Raw genomic sequence first — 19,313 nt, forward strand, 5'->3', positions numbered from 1 at the left:
TTGTGAGTGTTTAGTATCTTAATTATAGTAATTTAATATTAATTCAAAAAAGAAGTATTTTATACTTTTATTTGTTGTTGAATTAATTATAACTATTAAAAGATACGAGCCACGAATTTGCTTTCAAAAGATAGGTATATTTCTATCTTTATTTGATATTGAATTTTTTAGCTGTGGAGGTATCCACAGCTTTTTTTATTTTATGCTTTAGCATTCAGAAAACCAACTGCTAAGCGGGTGGGCCTGACTTACTTAAAAATTTAAATTATATGTATTGCAAAATTATCCTCTATCATAATTCTAAAAATCTTGGAAGAATTTTAGCCGTAATTGTGAATTGTGAATTGCAACATATATGTTTGATGAACGGTATACATTGCATTAAATATTAGTTTGCTGAGCAGCTCAATTTTGAGATCTATAACCTTATTCGTGGCTTGAATATATAAGAAAAGGAAATGAAAAAATGAATAATGCCACATTAGAAAAATTAAATTATAAAGAATTAAAAGACATTGTAAAATCATATTGTGTAAGTAACTTGGGAAAAAAGTTGATTGATAAATTAGTTCCAAGTAATAATATAAAACAAGTAAGAAGAATGATTAAAGAAACTTCCGAAGGGAGAAGACTAATCGATGCATCTTACCATATGCCCCTTGAAGGAGTATTTGATATATCTCCATTAATTGAAAAAATAGAAAAAGGTGGGGTTTTGGAGCCATCAGAAGTGATTACAGTAGGAGATTTTCTCAGAGGATGCAGAAAAGTAAAAGCGTTCATTAAAGATAAAGAAGGATATGCAGAAACATTAAGTGCATATGGAGAAAATATTACAGATTTAAAATATATTGAAGATGAAATAAATATGGCTATTAGAGGAACAATTGTTGATTCTAATGCTACAAAAGAACTTAAAAAAATTCGTAGGAGCATTGAGCTTTGTGAAGAAAAAATAAAGGAAAAGATAGAGAAATTTATTAAGAATCCAAGCAATAAAGAGTATATGCAAGAATTTTTTGTTAGTATAAGAAATGGAAGATATACGGTTCCTATAAAAGCTGCTTATAAAAATCATATACAAGGGACTATAGTTGAAGCTTCTTCAAAAGGTACTACAGTGTTTATGGAACCAGCTTCAGTCTCAAAATATACAACTGAATTAATAACTTTAAAGGCTGAAGAGAGTGTTGAAGAATACAAAATATTATCTATCTTAAGTGAAATGATTTTTCAAAAGCATCAAGAAATAAAAATAAATATCGAAGTTATTTCAGAGTATGACATGATACTTGCAAAAGCAAAATATAGCAAGGAAATAAGAGGAATTGAGCCAAAACTTAATGAGTATGGCTATATAAAAATAGTAAATGGAAAATACCCATTAATTAAAGAGTGCGTTCCACTTGATTTTGAAATAGGAAATAAATATAGAAGCTTAATAATAACTGGTCCAAATGCAGGAGGAAAGACAGTTGTATTAAAAAGTGTTGGATTACTTACTTTAGCAGCATTAAGTGGATTTCATATAAGTGCACATGAAAATACTGAAATTGCAGTATTTGATGATATTTTTGTTGATATTGGTGATAATCAAAGTGTAGAAAATGCTTTAAGTACATTTTCATCTCATGTAAAGAATTTAGCAGAGATTTTAAAAGAAAGCAGCAGAAATTCATTATTGCTTTTTGATGAAATTGGAAGTGGAACTGAGCCAAATGAAGGAGCAGCACTTGCTATTGCAATTTTAGAAGAATTTTATCATAAGGGGTGCATTACAGTAGCAAGCACTCATTATGGGGAAATTAAAAATTTTTCGCAAAATCATCCAGACTTCGAAAATGCAGCTATGGAATTTAAAAGAGATACTTTGGAGCCATTATATAAACTTCATATAGGAAAAAGTGGAGACAGTAATGCCTTATATATATCAAGAAAAATGGGGATTAGTGATAATATAATTGAAAGAAGTAGAAAATATATTCAAACGAAAGAATATAATTATAATTTAGTAAAAGAAAGTAAAATTTCTAAAAGAGAAATAGAAAAATCCGAAACTCATGAGTATATTTATAGAGTTGGAGATAAAGTATTACTGTTAGATAAAGGTGCAAGTGGAATTGTCTATAAAGAAATTGATAGATTAAATAATATAACTGTTTTATTTAATAATGAATTTATAGAAGTAAACTATAAAAGAATTAAACTCGAAATTAGCGCAGAAGAATTATATCCTAAAGATTATGATATGAGCCAGCTATTTTCAAGCTATAAAGAAAGAAAACTTAATAGAGATATTGAAAGAGGATCTAAAAAAGGACTCAAAAAATTTAGAAAGCAGGAAGGTATATAGATATCTAACGTTAAAACTTAGATTTATTCGATGACTCAACGAAATCAAATACATTTTTATTCCACAGAGCTATGAAAAATTTCGCTGAAAGCACTAAATAGGAGCTTGTATCCACATTAGCTTGCTCCCGTTTATAACGTGACAAGCTGATGAGGAACAAGCTTCAATTAAGTGCTTTTGGCAGCGAGCTTTTCAAATGCCTATTTCATAAAAATGTATTTAATTTCTAGTATAGCGGTATATTCTACTGTAAGTTGAGCTCTTAAATTGTCTATCTATAAAGTTAAAAAGGAAAGAATATAAGAATTTAGGAATAAAGGAATTTAAGAATTAAAGAATATAAGAGTTTAAATTCTTAAGAAGGAAAGAATTTAAGAATTTAAAAGTGAAAATATTTTTAAAGAAAAAACATAAAAAGTTAACAATTTGTAGTGTTTTCAACGCTTTGAACAATTATATATAGTGTAAAAATAATTCTTAGTTATGATTCTAAAAATATTGAAAGAATTTTAGCTGTAATTGTGAATTGTGAAACTTGCATTGTGAATTGCAGCATATATATTAAAAAAGGTTATCTTATAAAGGTATATAAAACAATAAGATAACCTCTTTTTATAAAAAGCACAATAATGTATTAATTCTTTCTAATTCAGGAAACATGTATTAAGTAAGCCTTTTTATTGGTAAATAATAATGCTATAATATGAACAGATTATTACGCATGTCATAGGTGATAATTTTACTGTTACTGAATGAATTGGAGGAAACATATGAAGGAAAACTTGGAAGTTACATTAAAGCAAATGATTCATATCATTCATAGAGCTATTAATTCTGTGGACAAAAGACTTTTGAATCATGGGGAAAAAGTTGCATATATAATGTTAAATTTATTAAAAGCAAAAGGAAATTATAATAATGAAGATATGCTTAAAATTTGTGTCATATCAATTTTTCACGATATTGGTGCATATAAGGTTGCGGAAAGAGATAAGCTTGTTGATATTGATGTAAAAACTCCATTTGATCATGCTATCTATGGTTCATTATTTATAAAATATTTTTCTCCGTTACCTAATTTATATAACATAGTTCTAAGCCATCATTTTACGTGTAAGTATTTTAAGGACAAGCACATGGATATTCTATCTAAAGAAGGAATGATATTAAGTTTTGCCGATTATATTGATAGAGTATATTTATCAAAAAAAGAATTAACGAAAGATTTTATTAGAAATCATGCAGAAGAATATTCAAATGAATATATAGAATTATTGATGGAAGCAGATAGAAAATTTAATTTTATCGAAAAGTTAATAGATAAAACTTATGTTGATGAGTTGTATGATTTTTTTGGTACTAGAATACTTACAAGAGATGAAGTTGTATCGTATAGTAAAATGTTAGCTTATTCAATTGATTTTAGAAGTGAAGCAACAGTTAAACACACCATATTAGTAGAAGCTGTAAGTTTTCAAATTGCAAAGTTGTGTGGGTTAGATGAGAAAATTTTATCAAAAATTAAAATAGCAGCTGCACTTCATGATATAGGAAAGATTGCTATTCCAGTAGAAATCTTAGAAAAGCCCGGTAAACTTACAGACGAAGAGTTTGAAATTATGAAAAGCCATGCTATTATAGGATATGATATTTTAAGTGATTTAAATATAGATGATATAAGAGATATAGGAACATTTCACCATGAGAAGTTAGATGGTGCGGGCTATCCGTTTGGACTAAAAGGAGATCAATTAACTAAAGAAATGAGAATAGTAGCAATAGGGGATATTACTAGCGCTTTATTAGGAGTAAGGAGTTATAAAGAGGAATTTAGTAAAGATAGGATAATAAAAATTCTAAATAATATGGCTAAGGATAATAAAATTGATTTACATATCACTAATTTGCTTATAGATAATTATGATTTTATAATTGATGAGGCAAAAAAGCAGGCTAGTGATTTAATGGCAAAATATCTAAATATAACGACTGAATATAAACAATTATTAAAAAAATTCTCGTAAAAATAAGTGAATATCATATAATCCCAAGCAATTAATTATATGTGCTATATAATTAATTGCTTGGGATTTTTAGTTGAAAAGTTATTTTTCATAGGATTTCCAAATTTCTTTAGAAATTCTTTCGATTTAATTGTAAATTATCTTTATTTTTCAATTGTATATTTTAGTTGTAGCTAATCAGTATATAAAAAATAAATATGTTGTAATTGAGTTTATACATTTTGTTTTAATTTAACGTTTGGATTACTAGGAGTTAAATGCAAGTACATTATTGCAGCATATATAATCTAAGAATAGGAGGTGCTTATGGTAGAATCTTTAATTCTATAATTTACAATCAAATTTAATAAAATAAATTTAGTAGGAAAGTATATTTGTAAGTTTGGAAATGCTTCACATATGATATATAATAAATTTTATGTGAATTTTATTCCAAATTAAATAAGAATAGGAATTTTAATTTAGGTTATGAGATTAATTAAATATATATTGCAAAAATAATTCTTCATGACAATTCTAAAAATATTGCAAGAATTTTAGCTGTAATTATGAATTGTGAAATGTGAATTGTGCATTACAATATATATATGAATCAAATATTATTTGTAAATTATAGTAAGTGAGGGTGTTAAAGAATAATGAATTTTTATAATGTTTTAATAGTTGAAGATGAAAAAGAAATATGTGATGGAATAGAGATATACTTGAAAAACCAAGGCTACAATGTTTATAGAGCAAGCAATGGAATAGAAGGATTGGAGATAATAGAAAATCAAACTTTGCATTTAGCAATAGTTGACATAATGATGCCAAAGATGGATGGAATAACAATGGTGATGAAACTCCGTGAGAATTATGATTTTCCTGTAATAATGCTTACTGCAAAATCAGAGGAGATGGATAAAATTCTAGGCCTTAATATTGGAGCGGATGACTATGTAACTAAGCCGTTTAATCCAATGGAGTTGATAGCTAGAGTCAATTCGCAGCTTAGAAGATATTCAAAATATTTAAGTGTTGTAAGTGGAGCTGAACAAAAAAGTAATGTATTTTCAATTGGTGGTCTAGAATTAAACAATGATACAAAAGAAGTGATTCTTGATGGAGAATTAATAAAAGTTACACCAATAGAATTTAAAATATTACAATTGTTAATGAAAAATCCAGGAAGAGTTTTTTCAGCAGAAGAAATATATGAAAAAGTGTGGAATGAGGAAGCCATAAATACTGATACAGTAATGGTTCACGTTAGGAATATAAGAGAAAAAATAGAGATTGATACAAAGAATCCAAAATATTTAAAGGTGGTATGGGGAGTTGGATACAAAATTGAAAAACAGTAAAAAATCATATGTTACAAATTTAGTAACATTTATTATATTTTTAATAATGTCAGTAGGAATATTTAATATTTATCCTAACATGAGGGGATGGGCAAAAGCAGAGCCTAAATCTCCATTTGAAGAAGATGATTTCTTAAGAACTATTTATAAAAATGATTATGCTTTATATAAAGATCTTGTAGGACAGACAAACCATGAAGAATTATCAGGTGATAAAATTTATATATCATCCTATGATACACATAATGATACTGAGGATAATATTATTCGAAATTTTAACTATGAACTGAGTGAGTGGAAGAATAATTTGAATAATAACTATAAAAATCTTGATTATTTAGTGTATAGTGATGATATAAATATTACAAATACAAATAATGATTTAAAGGAATTAATATCCGATAGTGAAGTTAATAATTTAAATGATAAATATTCGTGGTACATGACCGTAAAATATGATAACACTGGGTTAATGTCAATAAGTAATATTTACGGTGCTGATGCAAATATCGTAAAAAATGCATTTTCAGGCCTAAATATAAGAGAAATTTGGGGCTATCCTCTTATTACTGAAGATAATGTTAAATTTAATTCTATTAAGAATGTAACTTTCATTTATGGAATTCCTAAAGACCTTAAATATACAGATGCCTTAAGCAGAAGGATAGATGAATCACAAAATAAAATGAATATTGCATCTGTGGTAGCTATCCTCTTAGGAATAGTAAGTATTATATTAATACTTAGTTTACTAATTCCTTATAAAAATGGTAAGGAAGTATTTGGAGTTAAATATTTCTCGAAAATTCCTTTTGAGATTAATTGCTTTATTTTTGGAGCAGGTGGAATTGTCATTGGAACTGTATTAGGACTTACGGTAACAGAAACTTTAAGAAATAGATTCGCTATAAATTTAATTGGCTCAAGAATGGATAAAAACCTTGAAAGTTATACAGTAATTTCAGTAAATATAATTATGTGGATGGCAGCTATTTATATTATATTTGCAGGTGTCATGTTATTAAAAAGCATAATAAATTTTGGAGTAATTAAATACTTAAAAGAAAACTTATTAATAATTAAGATTTCTAGGCAGATTAAAAAGCTATTCAGTAATGTATTTAATTATATAGAGCATATAGATTTAAATGATAAATCCAATAAGTTCATTATAAAAGTTATTGGCGTAAATTTGATAATAATGTTAATCTGCTGTATTTTCTGGTTTTTTGGAATAGTAATAGCATTAATTTATAATATGATATTATTTCATTCAATTAGAAAACAGTATGGAGATATAAGGAATAAGTTTAGTATACTTTTAAATGAAGCAGATAGAATTGCTGGCGGTAATTTAGAAGTAGAAATAGAGGATGATTTAGGATTATTCAATCCACTAAAAGATAGAATTGAAAAAATAAAAGATGGTTTGAAAAAAGCGGTAAGTGAAGAAGTTAAAAGTCAGAGAATGAAAACTGAACTTATTTCAAATGTTTCGCATGATTTAAAAACACCTCTTACTTCAATAATAACTTATACTGATTTATTAAAAAAAGATAATTTAACTGAAGAAGAAAGAAAATCGTATATTGATACAATTGATAAAAAATCACAAAGATTAAAATTTCTGATTGAAGACTTGTTTGAAGTAAGTAAGGCTACTAGTGGAGATATTAAGCTAAACTTAGTGAATGTAGATATTGTAGAATTAATGAGACAGACGCAAATTGAATTAGATGATAAAATAAAGGATTCAAAGTTAATATTAAAAAATAGTTACCCTGCAAGTAAGGTGATATTAAATCTTGATAGCCAAAAAACCTTTAGAATTTTTGAAAATCTAATAATAAATGTAGTCAAATATGCTATGAAGGTATCAAGAGTATATGTAGACATAATAGATCATGAGAAAAATGTAGAGATTACAATAAAAAATATGTCTGCAGAAGAGTTGAATTTTGATCCATTTGATATTGTAGATAGATTCCAAAGAGGAGATAAATCAAGGAATACAGAAGGATCTGGTCTTGGTCTTGCAATTGCAAAGAGTTTTGTGGAAGTCCAAGGTGGAACTTTTAATATAGAGATAGATGGAGATTTATTTAAGGTTGTAATTAAATTTAATAAGTAATGAGTAGATTTAATCTGTTGACAATAAACTAATGCAGCTTTACTAGTTAAGTGATTTTTAATATACTTATGTTAGACGGCAAAATCAAAAAAATAATAGGTTGTTAGTTAATAAAGGAGGCATTATGTTTACCAAGGAGGAACTTTTAGTAATTGAAGATGCATTAAAAATTGCAGATGCAGAATATATAAAGTTAATTGATGAAAACAAAAATAATAAAAACAGAATGGTTGCATTTAATAGAAAGCAAAAGAAGTTATGGTTAGTTCAAAATAAATTAAAAAAACTTAAAGAAGAACAAAATTAAATTTAGACTTATGCGATAATCTGCCGAAAGGACAGGTACTCTGTTGTTTCGGTTACTGAGAATAAGTTGAGGCTTTCTAACATCATAAGTTGCACCATTTCAGCATGCTCACGAGACAAGCTCGTGACAAGCAAAATGGAACAACTTATGATGAAGAAATGCCTGCAACATATTCTCTAATGTAACACTGCACAAAAGAGTACCTGTCCTTTCTGATATAGCAGATTTTTCAAACTATAAGTATAATTCTCAAATTGGATATCTATAAAGAAGAGCAACATTAAATATAGTAGATTCATCTTATTGAAAAAATGATGAGTCTACTATATTTTTATGCAATTATACTTCACTTATTTCATGAATATATTTATAAATTTGCCCAAAGTTTAAGTTCATGTCTTTAACTAGAAATCATAAATATATTTGTGGAGAAAATATTTTCATAGATTTTCGGAATCAAAATATTTATGATTTCGGCAAGTTAACACACGTAATATAATTTTAAATTTGTATATCGGTTATAAGTTATTTGAATCGAATTGGTTTGCTAAAAGAAAGTTAACATATTATAATGTTTTAGTATGAAATTACTGTTTTATATTAAAAAAAATATATATATTGCAAAAATAATTCTTCATCATGATTTTAAAACTATTGCAAGAATTTTAGCCGTAATTGTGAGTTGTGAAATGTGCATTGTGAATTGCAACATATATAAATAAAAATAGGAGCGATATGTATGAATAAATTATTTCAAATTAAAGATTTAGATTTTTATGAAGAGGATTTTGTTGATGATATAAAAGATTATGAAGACATAATTGGTATTATTGATGAATTAAGTGAAAATTTAAGTTATGAGATTATAGAAATTGCAGGTTCTAATGGGTGTTGTGATAAGACAAAGAAAAATTATCTGGTGGAGATAATTGGATATATTGATGAAAATGACGAGTTTATTACTAAAGAGGAGAGAGACGCTTTAGGAGTTATGGATCTAAATAAGAGATTTGATTTATTTGTTATAACAGTACATAAGTGTACAGCATGTAATAAGTGGGTAATTTCTATATTAGAATAATTATAGGATAATTAGCTGTTGATACAGCTTTTTCTTTTATAAAATGAATTAATGTATAAGAAGGGATGTAAAACAATTGGGGAAGCATAGTAATAGAAATATTCAAAGATTTAAAATTGGTTTAATGCTAATTTCACTTATAGTACAGCTATTTGTCAATATAAATACTTTTAATATTAAAGTTAATGCTGCTGAAATAAATAGTAAATTAGATGAAATATATATATCTGAGTATAATTACAATGAAGATATGAAAAGTAAAGTCGAACCATATATAAAAAGTAAACTGGAATCTGGATACATATATGGAGATAAGGACGTTAAATTGTACTATGAAAAATACAATATAGAAAATGCAAAGGCTAATATAGTAATATCTCATGGATATACTGAGAGTTTAGAGAAGTATCATGAATTAATATATTATTTTTTAAAAGAAGGATATAATGTTTTCGGAATTGAACATAGAGGTCATGGCAGATCCGGCACACTTGGAATAGCTGATAAAACCCAAGTGAATGTAGAAAAATTCGATCAATATGTAACTGATTTTAAAAAATTTATGGATGAAGTTGTTATGCCCAATAATCAAGGTAAAAAGGTATTATTGTTTGCTCATTCAATGGGGGGAACTATTGGAACAAAATTCATAGAGGATTACCCAGATTATTTTGATGCTGCGGTATTAAGTGCTCCCATGCTTGAAGTTAACACCGGAAATATACCAAGATTTCTAGCTGATTTTATAGTAGAATTTGAAGTTGCTATTGGTAATGGTGGAAATTACGTTTTAGGTAAGAAAGCATATACACCAGAGTATAAGGAAAATGAGATTGGGACAAGTTCTTTGAATCGTTATAAATATAGTCATGATATAGTAGCTAATAACAAAGAACTTCAAAGAGGTGGTGCGAGCTATAATTGGACAAAGGAAGCCTTTGATACAACGAAGGAAATTATAAAAACAGAAAATGCATCGAAAGTAGAAATTCCAATATTATTATTTCAAGCTGATAATGATACTTATGTAAAAGCAGAAGGACAAAATAAATTCGCAAGTAGCGCAAAGAATTGCGAAATAGAAAAGATAGAAAACTCTAGACATGAAATATATCTAGAAAAAGATGAAACTCAAAAACCGTATTTAAATGAATTATTAGATTTTTATGATAAAGTATAATTTTTTAAACAAAATATAGAAGCTTGTCTTTGCATATAAAGACAAGCTTCTATTCATAATATACTATTCCATCATTGCTGCTAATTTTTTATTAAATAATAAGAATAATATTCCCATTATAATTGAAACAGCAGCTATTCCAGCGAATATTTGTAAGTGTCCTAAAGTTTCTGTATAACCAGCAAGTCTTCCTGCTATTTGATTAGCAACAAAGCTGCTTAGAAGCCATACACCCATTAGGAAAGATGCAAGTTTAGCTGGCGCCAATTGACTTACCATTGAAAGCCCAACTGGTGATAAGCAAAGTTCACCAACAGTATGGAAGAAATAAGTTCCTACAAGCCATATCATGTTAGCTTTAATAGCAGTGTCTTCTATATTTCCGCCTCTTTGCATAACAGCACCAACCATAAGTAAGAAACCAAGTCCTAATAGTATTGAACCTGTTGCCATCTTTTGAGGAATACTTAAATCACCACTCTTGCTGCAAGCTAATTTGTACCATAGCTTTGATATAGGTATTCCAAGTATTAATATAAACAATGGATTTAGTGATTGGAACCAAGATACTGGCACTTCCCATCCACCAACTGACCTATCTATAAAATCTTGTGTGTATATAGTAAGTGAACTTCCAGCTTGTTCAAAGCCTGTCCAGAATATTATAGCAAAAGCTGTTAATATTAAAATAACTGCAGTTCTATGTTTTTCTTTTGTAGTTAATGGGTTAGCTTTTGCTTTATTATCATTGGAATTAGATTTAGCTACACCTACAGGTGTTTTACCAATATCTCCAAGGAATTTGTTTGCTAATCCATTAAAGATTACTTGTCCTAAAATCATTCCAAGTCCTGCAACTAAGAAACCATATCTAAATCCGTAGTGTATAATTTCCCCTGCTTGTGTAGTAGCCATTGTTTTTTCTGCTAATGTACCACATATAAGAGGTGCTAAAAATGATCCGGCGTTTATTCCCATGTAGAAAATAGTGAAAGCTGAATCTTTTCTTTTATCGCCATCAGCATATAAATGACCAACCATTGTTGAAATATTTGGTTTAAAGAAACCATTCCCGATTATAAGTAAAAATAAACCTATGTACAATGTAGTCATACTTTGGTTTGAGAATAATGTTAACTGTCCAAGAGCTATTATTATTCCTCCAATGGTGATAGCTTTTCTTTGTCCTAAGTATCTATCTGAGATATATCCGCCTGCTAGTGGTGTAAGATATACAAGAGATGTGAAATTTGCATATATAGTCATTGCAGATACCTTATCTACACCAAGTCCACCTCTTATAAATTCTGTAGTTAAATACATTACAAGCAATGCTCTCATACCATAGTAACTAAATCTTTCCCACATTTCTGTAAAAAATAACATATACAGACCTGGTGGGTGTTTCATTTTGCTTGATCCGTTTGATGAAACTTCTTTCATCATTATATCGCTGTCTTTTTTAAGTTCCATAATAAACCTCTTTCTTTGATATTTTATTAACATAACAATTTTAGCAACAAATTCGACAACTTGCAAATTTTTGGTTATAAAAATGTTAAATTATAACCTGTAATAGTGGTATTTATATGAAAAATTAAATATTCTATATAAAAAATTTAATAATAGAATCCCTAAAAACAGTTGTTGAATTAGCAATATATTAAAAAATGATAGCTTTTCATAAAAAAATCATATTTTTTGATATTAATTAAAAAATATGATTTTTTTATGTATTTTTAAAATTTGTTTACTAAGTTTTTATAAGAAATTATTGTACATAGTATGTTTATTCTTGGGACAGTATATATTTATACGATTAAAAAGGTGGTGAAATATAATTGATAAGAAAAATTAGTAATTTTATAATATGTTTTTTTATTATTTTTAGCATTCCTATAGATTCAAGGGCATCAGAAGATAGGGATTACCAAACAGAGATGAAGCAGGATATTTTGATTCTTATGTTATCATATCCTCAACATATAGTAGATGTAGAAAAGAAAAGTGATGATGAAGTTTACATAATTATGAAATCAGGTAAGAAAATTATTTATGATGATAAAAAGGAAAAAAATCATGAAGTAAAATTAACAAATCCTGATTTACAAGATATGTTAGAGCAAGACTACCCATTAGAAAAAAATACAGAGATCATGGATAAAAATTTTGATCCTGGTAGAGCTAGACATTACGAGTTATTAAGCGAAGTATATGGAAATTCTAAGGGAGCAATTGAAAAAAACTTAGCTAGCTTAAAGTATGGATATACTAATTATCAATTCAATAAGCAAAATAATGCTAATGCGTCTTTAGAAGCAGCTTTAAAAGAATTAATGCCTTTAGCAAAATCAAGATCAGATATAGGTAGTATACTTTACCCTGCTAGCGGAACATTTAATTATAGAGTCATATCTGGAACTGGAAGGCTAAGCCCACATTCATATGGAATCGCAATTGATCTTAAAAGTGATAAGAGAGATTATTGGAAGTGGAGTTCAGAAAAGGCTGGAAAGGAAAGACTCTCTGATTACCCTAAAGAACTAGTGGAAGCATTTGAAAAGAATAATTTCGTGTGGGGAGGAAAATGGGGACATTTTGATATATTGCATTTTGAATATAGACCAGAAATAATATTAAAAGCTAGATATTTTGCTAATTGGAATAAAAATGATGAATGGTTCCAAGGTGTTCCTCTAAACGAAGAAACTAATAAGTATATTGAAATAATTAACAATAAATTGTAACAGAATGACTTAATTTAGAAAGGGGTATGATAGATGCGACTCTCTAAAATCAAAAAAAACCGGTCAAAATTTATGATAATCTTAGTATTCATTGTATTTTTATCGTTGATTACTAGTGATAAAAGTGGCATTGTATTTGCTGATGCTAGTACCGACAATGAGGTGAAAAGTATCGTAGAAAATATATTTGCAATAAAAAATAAAGCTATACTTAGCAAAGATTTGGATTCAATTAAAGCTTTATATGCTACCGATACTAGATATGGTCAATGGGCATATGAATATGAGGAGAAAAAGGTCAAATATATTAATAACTGGGCAGAAAAGCAGGGAATACAATTTGTGGATATAATTCCTAAAGTGGTAATCAAAAAATGTAAAATTGGAGATAATAAATGCTCTTTTAGTTTAATTTGTAATACAGAGTATAAGTACATATATCCGGATCAGCCGGAAGCTATAAATAGCTCAAGGATGGGGACCTATCATTCTTTTCAATTAAGCAAGAGAGATAATAATTGGATAATAACAAAGGAGTGGTATACAGATCCATTTGCTGATTCCTTAAGTTTAGAAAATATTAAAGCAGATGAGATTAAACAATATATATCATCACAGCCTCTTAGGGATATTTCCAATATTAATGAAAAAAGAAAAGGAGCAAAGGAATATGCAGAAAGGTACTGTGGAGCGGCAACTATTGAGGAATATGGCTTTAAGTATAACAATAAATATAGAGATTTTAATCCAGAGGGTGGAGATTGTGCAAATTTTGCGTCACAAATACTACGCGAAGGAGGAAAATTCAAGGAAAATTCTACATGGAACTATGACAAAGGGAGTGCGACAGGTCCTTGGGTAAATGCCGGTAAGTTCACTCATTATATGATTAATAGCGGAAGAGCATCGGTAATTGCTAGAGGAAGTTATGAAAAGGTATATAAGGCTTCTTATAAATTACTTCCAGGAGATTTCATAGCATACGAAAAGAAAGGTGATATAACCCATGTATCGACAGTTACAGGAGTCGATTCTAAAGGATATTCTTTAGTAACATGTCATAATACGGATAGAAATAATGTTCCATGGGATTTAGGATGGAGTGATAAAAAAATTAAGTTTTGGCTTATTAGAGTTCATTACTAAATAAAATTTGCCTTAAGGGGTAATTAAATGCACTTTAAGGCTTTATTTGAAATTAAAAGAATAAAATTTGTGTAACAACTAATTTCAAAATGTTTTCTTCATAGATATAAGTCTAAAAAATATTGCAAGAATAACCCTAATTGGAACTGTGAATTGTGAACTGTGCATTGTGAATTGTAATATAGTTTTATATAATCAAATTATTATAGTATAATACAAATCAGATATTAATCATTAAGGGGGGGACTAGTAAGAAATATAGTTGTATTCTTACTAAAGTAGAATGAAACAAATAGTATTAAATAAAAAAGATAAAAGTGTTGTACAAGCCCGATTGAAACTATTGGATGTAAGCTATATCGATAAAATTATGAAATTACAAGATGATGTATATACAAGATTAGAAAACAAAGATTTCTTTGTATGTTCAGATAAAAAAGAATTTGAAACTGCTATAAATGAAAAAGGTATAGTCTTGGGTTGTGTTTCGTTAGATGAAGATGAGCTAATTGCTATAGGAGCATATATTGAATATGGATACGATGAACATAATTATGGACATGATATAAAAATTCAAGGGGAAAAGTTGCTTAAGGTAGGGCAGATTGAATCAACTATGGTTTTGGATGATTATAGAGGAAATAAACTTCAAAAGATAATGTGTGAATCTCTTGAAGAAATAAGCAAAACAGCAGGAATGAATTGTATTTGTGCAACAGTTTATCCTGATAATAAATATAGCCTGAATACATTTAAAAAACTTGGGTATAATGTTATGGAAGATAAATTAAAATATGGTGGATTAAGAAGATTTGTTTTAATGAAAGAATTAAAATGATAAACTCTAAGCACTGTAAAAACTTAGTTTATTTTAAAATGCATTTCAAGAAAATTATTCATAAAAAAGTATAATTTGAAAATTCATTAACAAATTTTTAAAAAAAGTATTGATTTATAAATTATTTTGCAATATAATGAATTCCATAAAGCAAATATGCTTATAAATAATAAAGAAATTAACTTTTGAGAAATTAAAATTTATATATGCAATGATGAAGAAAAGTAAATTCAAATAGATGATTTTTAGAGAGCAGATGATGGTGGAATATCTGTATGAGTCTTGAATTGAAGAACACTTCGGAGCTATTAACCGAAATTTTAGATTAAAAGAGTAGGCTTAATCGGGTCCATACCGTTAAAAGTGGAGAGTATAAAACAATAATGTTTTGTACTTCATTGAGGTGAGTTTTTTATAAACTAACTAGGGTGGTACCGCGAGTTAATCTCGTCCCTATGCATAATGCATAGGGACGAGATTTTTTTATTCTTTAGGAATTTATATTTCAGTAAAACCTGTAGATAACTTAAAAAAGGTTGATTGAATAGTATTTGTATTTAGAAAAGAATAAAAAAAATCTTATTCGCCTGCCAAATTTTTCTCACATGCGTTCGAAAAGGCAGATGCGTGAAAAAAATCTACACATATGAAAAGAGTGCGAAGCACAATACGGAACTTAACCACAGTCGCCTACGATTTTTTTATTATAAATTTTAATTAAAATAAAAATATTTATTTTTACAAAATATCTATAAAAATCTTATGTAAAAATAATCAATATATGGGAAAAGGAGCAATAATCATGAAAAGAATATTTATTAAAGATTTAGCAGTTAACGGGGAAGAAAAAGTATTACTTAAAGGTTGGGTTCATAAAATTCGTGATCTTTCACATGTTTCATTTATCTTACTTAGAGATAAATCTGGGATAATTCAATTAGTATGTACTAAGGAACAAATTAAAGGTTTAAGACTTGAAAATGCAGTAGAAGTAACTGGAATAGTTCGCGAAAATGAAAAGGCTCCAAAGGGAATGGAAATTGAAGTATCAGATATTAAAATAGCAGGAACTGTATATTATGACAAATTACCATTTGAAATTCAAAGCTTTAAAGAAAAGGCTGCTCTTGAAACTCAATTGGATTATAGAACAATAAGTCTTAGAATTCCTAAGAAAAAAGCAATTTTCAAGGTTCAAAATGAAATTGAAGAAGCATTTAGAATGTTCTTCAAGGGTAATGATTTTGAAGAAATCCATACTCCAAAGATAACTCATTCTGGAACAGAAGGTGGATCTGAAATGTTTACTGTTAATTACTTTAACAGAAGAGCTTTCCTTGCACAAAGTCCTCAATTCTGGAAGCAAATGATGGTTGGAGCAGGTTTTGAAAGAGTATTTGAAGTTGGTTATGCATATAGAGCAGAACTTCACAACACTTGGAGACATTTAAATGAGTATGTTAGTTTAGACGTTGAAATGGGCTTTATAAAAGACGAAACTGATCTTATGGAAATGGAAGAAAGCTTTATAAGATATTTATATAAACACTTAAATAAAAAATGTGCTGAAGAATTGAAATTATTTGATGTGGTTCTTCCAGAAGAAATTAATATTCCAAGAATTCCACTTGCTAAAGCTCAAGAAATTTTATTAACAGAATTTAATAAAAAATCTCCAGTTGGAAATATTGATAATGAGGGTGAAGCACTATTCCATAAATATGTTAAAGAAAAATATAATAGTGACTATGTATTCCTAACAGAATATCCAACAGCTAAGAGACCAATGTATGCAATGGAATGTGAAGAAAATAGAGAAATGACAAAGAGTTTCGACTTAATCTTCAAGGGCGTTGAAATTACAACTGGTGGTCAAAGGATACATGATTATGAAATGTTAAAAGCTAAAATGGAAAGACTAGGATTAAAGCTTGAAGACTTTGCTTTCTATTTAGATACATTTAAATATGGAATGCCACCTCACGGAGGGTTTGCAATTGGTCTAGAAAGAATTACAATGCAAATATTAAACCTTGGAAATATAAGAGAAGCATCATTATTCCCAAGAGACATGAAGAGATTAACACCGTAAGTGAGAATCCAAAAAGTGATGCTCCAAATTTTATATTTGGTTAGCAGAACTTTCTCTGTGAGCTTTTACATTTGGATATTCGAACTTACTCAGTGAGGGAATGCGAGTCGAGTTTCCTTAAGTAAGACTTCAAATTTTATATTTGTTAAGTCGAACCTACTCAGCGAACGTAGTGAGTCGAGTTTCATTTAAAAAAGTTATTCAATAGAAACCTAAAAAGCTTCTATTGAATAAAGCTAATTAGTTTATGTAAAGTTAATGAATTTTAACATAGTGTTTTAAACAGCATTATAATGACAAAAAATTTGATGAGGTGAAATTAATGAAAGTTAGTATTGATGAAGTAAAATATATAGCAAAGCTTTCTAAATTAAGATTTTCTGATGAAGAAGCTGCTAAATTTGCAAAAGAATTTGAAAATATTTTAGAGCATTTTCAATATTTAAATGAATTAGATTTAGATATTAAAGAAGATATAGATAATAAGGCAGAATTAAAGCCAGTAGTAAGAAAGGATGAAGTTAAACAATTCGAATGTAAGGATTTATTTAGAAATGTTAAAGACATGCAAGAGACTTATATTAAAGTACCAAAGATTATTGAATAGGGTGGTGACTAGATAATGCAAATGAATATTAAAGAAATGGTAGAAAAAATTAAAAGTGGAGAATTAACTAGTGAAGCACTAGTTCAATCATATATTGAAGAAATTACAAAAAACGAAGGGACTATAAATGCATTTTTAACTCTTACTTGTGAAGAAGCATTGGCTAAAGCTAAAGAAATAGATGCTAAAGTAAAAGCTGGTGAATCTCTAGGAAGACTTGCAGGTATTCCAATAGCTATAAAGGATAACATTTGTACAGAAGGAGTAAACACTACTTGTGCATCAAAAATGCTTGAAGATTTTATTCCACCATATGATGCAACTGTAATAAAAAAATTATTAGCTGAAGATGCAATAATTATTGGTAAAACAAATATGGATGAATTTGCAATGGGATCTTCAAATGAGAACTCAGCATTTAAAAAGACTTTAAATCCAAGAGACATAACTAGAGTTCCAGGAGGATCATCAGGTGGATCAGCAGCGGCAGTTGCAGCAAAATTCGCACCAGTGTCGTTAGGATCTGATACAGGTGGATCTATAAGACAGCCAGCAGCATTTTGCGGTGTTGTAGGATTAAAACCTACATATGGATTAGTTTCTAGATTTGGACTTATTGCTTTTGGTTCATCATTAGACCAAATTGGACCATTTTCTAATTCAGTAGAAGACAGTGCTTATATTTTAAATATAATTTCTGGAACTGACGAATATGATTCTACAAGTATAAGAGATTTAAAAGAAATAGATTATACTGCTAGTCTTCAAGATGGAATTAAGGGAATGAAAATCGGTGTCCCTGAAGAATTCTTTGGTGAAGGATTAGATGAAGAAATTAAGGAATCAGTAAAAAATAGTTTAGATAAATTAAAAGAATTAGGAGCAGAAGTTGAAACATTTTCTCTTCCTATAATTAAGGATGGATTAGCAGCTTATTATATAATGTCATCTGCTGAAGCAAGTACTAATTTAGATAGATATGATGGAATAAGATATGGTTATAAGACTCCAAATTACACAAATCTAGATGAATTAGTTGAAAACAGTAGAACTGAAGGTTTTGGAGCAGAAGTTAAGAGAAGAATAATGCTTGGAACATATGCACTTGCTTCTGGATATTATGATGCTTATTATAAGAAAGCAGATGCTTTTAGAAGAAAATTAAGATATGATCTTAAAAAGACTTTTGAAAAATATGACTTAATAGTAGGACCAGTTTCACCTGTATTACCTTTTAAAATTGGTGAAAAAAAGGCTGATCCATTATCAATGTACTTAGTGACATTTACACTATTAATGTTAATTTAGCTGGAAATCCAGCAATATCAATTCCAGCAGGAAAGAGCAAAGAAGGCTTACCAATTGGAATTCAATTAATGGGTGATATGTTATGCGAAGAAAAAATATTCAAAGCTGCATATAGCTTAGAGCAAGCTTTAGCTATTGAATTATAGGAGGGGAATT

The 19,313-nt window shown here is 28.3% G+C and carries 13 protein-coding genes, 1 pseudogene and 1 other annotated feature; of the genes and pseudogenes, 13 read left to right on the forward strand and 1 reads right to left on the reverse strand.

Translation table 11 applies throughout. The features are described 5' to 3' along the window. Positions 1-466 precede the first annotated feature (466 nt). The 7 genes from AXY43_RS25680 (at position 467) to AXY43_RS25710 (ending at position 10,419) form a co-directional block, all read left to right on the forward strand. The gene (locus AXY43_RS25680) at positions 467-2,353 is read left to right on the forward strand and encodes an endonuclease MutS2 (RefSeq protein ID WP_017212612.1); all 1,887 of its coding nucleotides are present in this window, start codon (positions 467-469) and stop codon (positions 2,351-2,353) included. A 770-nt stretch (positions 2,354-3,123) separates the two neighbouring features. Beyond that, the gene (locus tag AXY43_RS25685; RefSeq protein ID WP_087702745.1) at positions 3,124-4,377 is read left to right on the forward strand and encodes an HD domain-containing phosphohydrolase; all 1,254 of its coding nucleotides are present in this window, start codon (positions 3,124-3,126) and stop codon (positions 4,375-4,377) included. A 638-nt stretch (positions 4,378-5,015) separates the two neighbouring features. Beyond that, positions 5,016-5,720 (forward strand): response regulator transcription factor, encoded by a 705-nt coding sequence (locus tag AXY43_RS25690; RefSeq protein WP_017212614.1) that lies wholly within the window; start codon positions 5,016-5,018, stop codon positions 5,718-5,720. Next, the gene (locus AXY43_RS25695) at positions 5,695-7,851 is read left to right on the forward strand and encodes a sensor histidine kinase (protein ID WP_242986324.1); all 2,157 of its coding nucleotides are present in this window, start codon (positions 5,695-5,697) and stop codon (positions 7,849-7,851) included. Before AXY43_RS25690 ends, AXY43_RS25695 begins: the two co-directional genes overlap by 26 nt. Positions 7,852-7,975: 124 nt before the next feature. Further along, positions 7,976-8,158, forward strand: coding sequence for a hypothetical protein (locus AXY43_RS25700; protein ID WP_023977037.1), 183 nt, complete (start codon positions 7,976-7,978; stop codon positions 8,156-8,158). A 739-nt stretch (positions 8,159-8,897) separates the two neighbouring features. Then, positions 8,898-9,239, forward strand: a complete 342-nt coding sequence (locus tag AXY43_RS25705) for a hypothetical protein (protein WP_087702746.1) — start codon at positions 8,898-8,900, stop codon at positions 9,237-9,239. Positions 9,240-9,363: 124 nt separating this feature from the next. Continuing rightward, positions 9,364-10,419 carry an alpha/beta fold hydrolase gene (locus AXY43_RS25710; RefSeq protein WP_031276446.1) on the forward strand — a complete coding sequence of 352 codons (1,056 nt, stop codon included), beginning with the start codon at positions 9,364-9,366 and terminating at the stop codon, positions 10,417-10,419. A gap of 63 nt (positions 10,420-10,482) precedes the next feature. Here AXY43_RS25710 and AXY43_RS25715 read toward each other — a convergent pair whose 3' ends face one another. Further along, positions 10,483-11,892 (reverse strand): peptide MFS transporter, encoded by a 1,410-nt coding sequence (locus AXY43_RS25715; RefSeq protein ID WP_105412384.1) that lies wholly within the window; start codon positions 11,890-11,892, stop codon positions 10,483-10,485. A 371-nt stretch (positions 11,893-12,263) separates the two neighbouring features. Here AXY43_RS25715 and AXY43_RS25720 point away from each other — a divergent pair, with 371 nt between their 5' ends. The 6 genes and pseudogenes from AXY43_RS25720 (at position 12,264) to gatA (ending at position 19,303) form a co-directional block, all read left to right on the forward strand. Then, positions 12,264-13,166 carry a M15 family metallopeptidase gene (locus tag AXY43_RS25720; protein ID WP_023976984.1) on the forward strand — a complete coding sequence of 301 codons (903 nt, stop codon included), beginning with the start codon at positions 12,264-12,266 and terminating at the stop codon, positions 13,164-13,166. Between the two features lie 33 nt (positions 13,167-13,199). After that, the gene (locus AXY43_RS25725) at positions 13,200-14,312 is read left to right on the forward strand and encodes an amidase domain-containing protein (RefSeq protein ID WP_023976983.1); all 1,113 of its coding nucleotides are present in this window, start codon (positions 13,200-13,202) and stop codon (positions 14,310-14,312) included. Positions 14,313-14,595: 283 nt separating this feature from the next. Continuing rightward, on the forward strand, positions 14,596-15,150 hold the full coding sequence (locus tag AXY43_RS25730) for a GNAT family N-acetyltransferase (RefSeq protein WP_039771951.1): 555 nt from the start codon (positions 14,596-14,598) through the stop codon (positions 15,148-15,150). Between the two features lie 202 nt (positions 15,151-15,352). Next, positions 15,353-15,608 (forward strand) — a binding site (T-box leader). 344 nt (positions 15,609-15,952) lie between these two features. Beyond that, positions 15,953-17,242: an aspartate--tRNA(Asn) ligase gene (aspS, locus tag AXY43_RS25735; RefSeq protein WP_105412385.1), complete on the forward strand. Its 1,290-nt coding sequence runs from the start codon at positions 15,953-15,955 to the stop codon at positions 17,240-17,242. Positions 17,243-17,564: 322 nt separating this feature from the next. Beyond that, the gene (gene gatC / locus AXY43_RS25740) at positions 17,565-17,849 is read left to right on the forward strand and encodes an Asp-tRNA(Asn)/Glu-tRNA(Gln) amidotransferase subunit GatC (protein WP_012058353.1); all 285 of its coding nucleotides are present in this window, start codon (positions 17,565-17,567) and stop codon (positions 17,847-17,849) included. Positions 17,850-17,864: 15 nt separating this feature from the next. Beyond that, positions 17,865-19,303: pseudogene (gatA, locus tag AXY43_RS25745) on the forward strand (Asp-tRNA(Asn)/Glu-tRNA(Gln) amidotransferase subunit GatA). Positions 19,304-19,313 lie beyond the last annotated feature (10 nt).

The organism is Clostridium sp. MF28, assembly GCF_002969175.1.
GTDB classification, from domain to species: domain Bacteria; phylum Bacillota; class Clostridia; order Clostridiales; family Clostridiaceae; genus Clostridium; species Clostridium beijerinckii.

Excerpts from the sequence above, each read along its gene's own strand:
- AXY43_RS25680 (WP_017212612.1), top strand. The coding sequence starts at position 467 with ATGAATAATGCCACATTAGAAAAATTAAATTATAAAGAATTAAAAGAC.
- AXY43_RS25685 (WP_087702745.1), top strand. The coding sequence starts at position 3,124 with ATGAAGGAAAACTTGGAAGTTACATTAAAGCAAATGATTCATATCATT.
- AXY43_RS25690 (WP_017212614.1), top strand. The coding sequence starts at position 5,016 with ATGAATTTTTATAATGTTTTAATAGTTGAAGATGAAAAAGAAATATGT.
- AXY43_RS25700 (WP_023977037.1), top strand. The coding sequence starts at position 7,976 with ATGTTTACCAAGGAGGAACTTTTAGTAATTGAAGATGCATTAAAAATT.
- AXY43_RS25705 (WP_087702746.1), top strand. The coding sequence starts at position 8,898 with ATGAATAAATTATTTCAAATTAAAGATTTAGATTTTTATGAAGAGGAT.
- AXY43_RS25710 (WP_031276446.1), top strand. The coding sequence starts at position 9,364 with ATGCTAATTTCACTTATAGTACAGCTATTTGTCAATATAAATACTTTT.
- AXY43_RS25715 (WP_105412384.1), bottom strand. The coding sequence starts at position 11,892 with ATGGAACTTAAAAAAGACAGCGATATAATGATGAAAGAAGTTTCATCA.
- AXY43_RS25725 (WP_023976983.1), top strand. The coding sequence starts at position 13,200 with ATGCGACTCTCTAAAATCAAAAAAAACCGGTCAAAATTTATGATAATC.
- AXY43_RS25730 (WP_039771951.1), top strand. The coding sequence starts at position 14,596 with ATGAAACAAATAGTATTAAATAAAAAAGATAAAAGTGTTGTACAAGCC.
- aspS (WP_105412385.1), top strand. The coding sequence starts at position 15,953 with ATGAAAAGAATATTTATTAAAGATTTAGCAGTTAACGGGGAAGAAAAA.
- gatC (WP_012058353.1), top strand. The coding sequence starts at position 17,565 with ATGAAAGTTAGTATTGATGAAGTAAAATATATAGCAAAGCTTTCTAAA.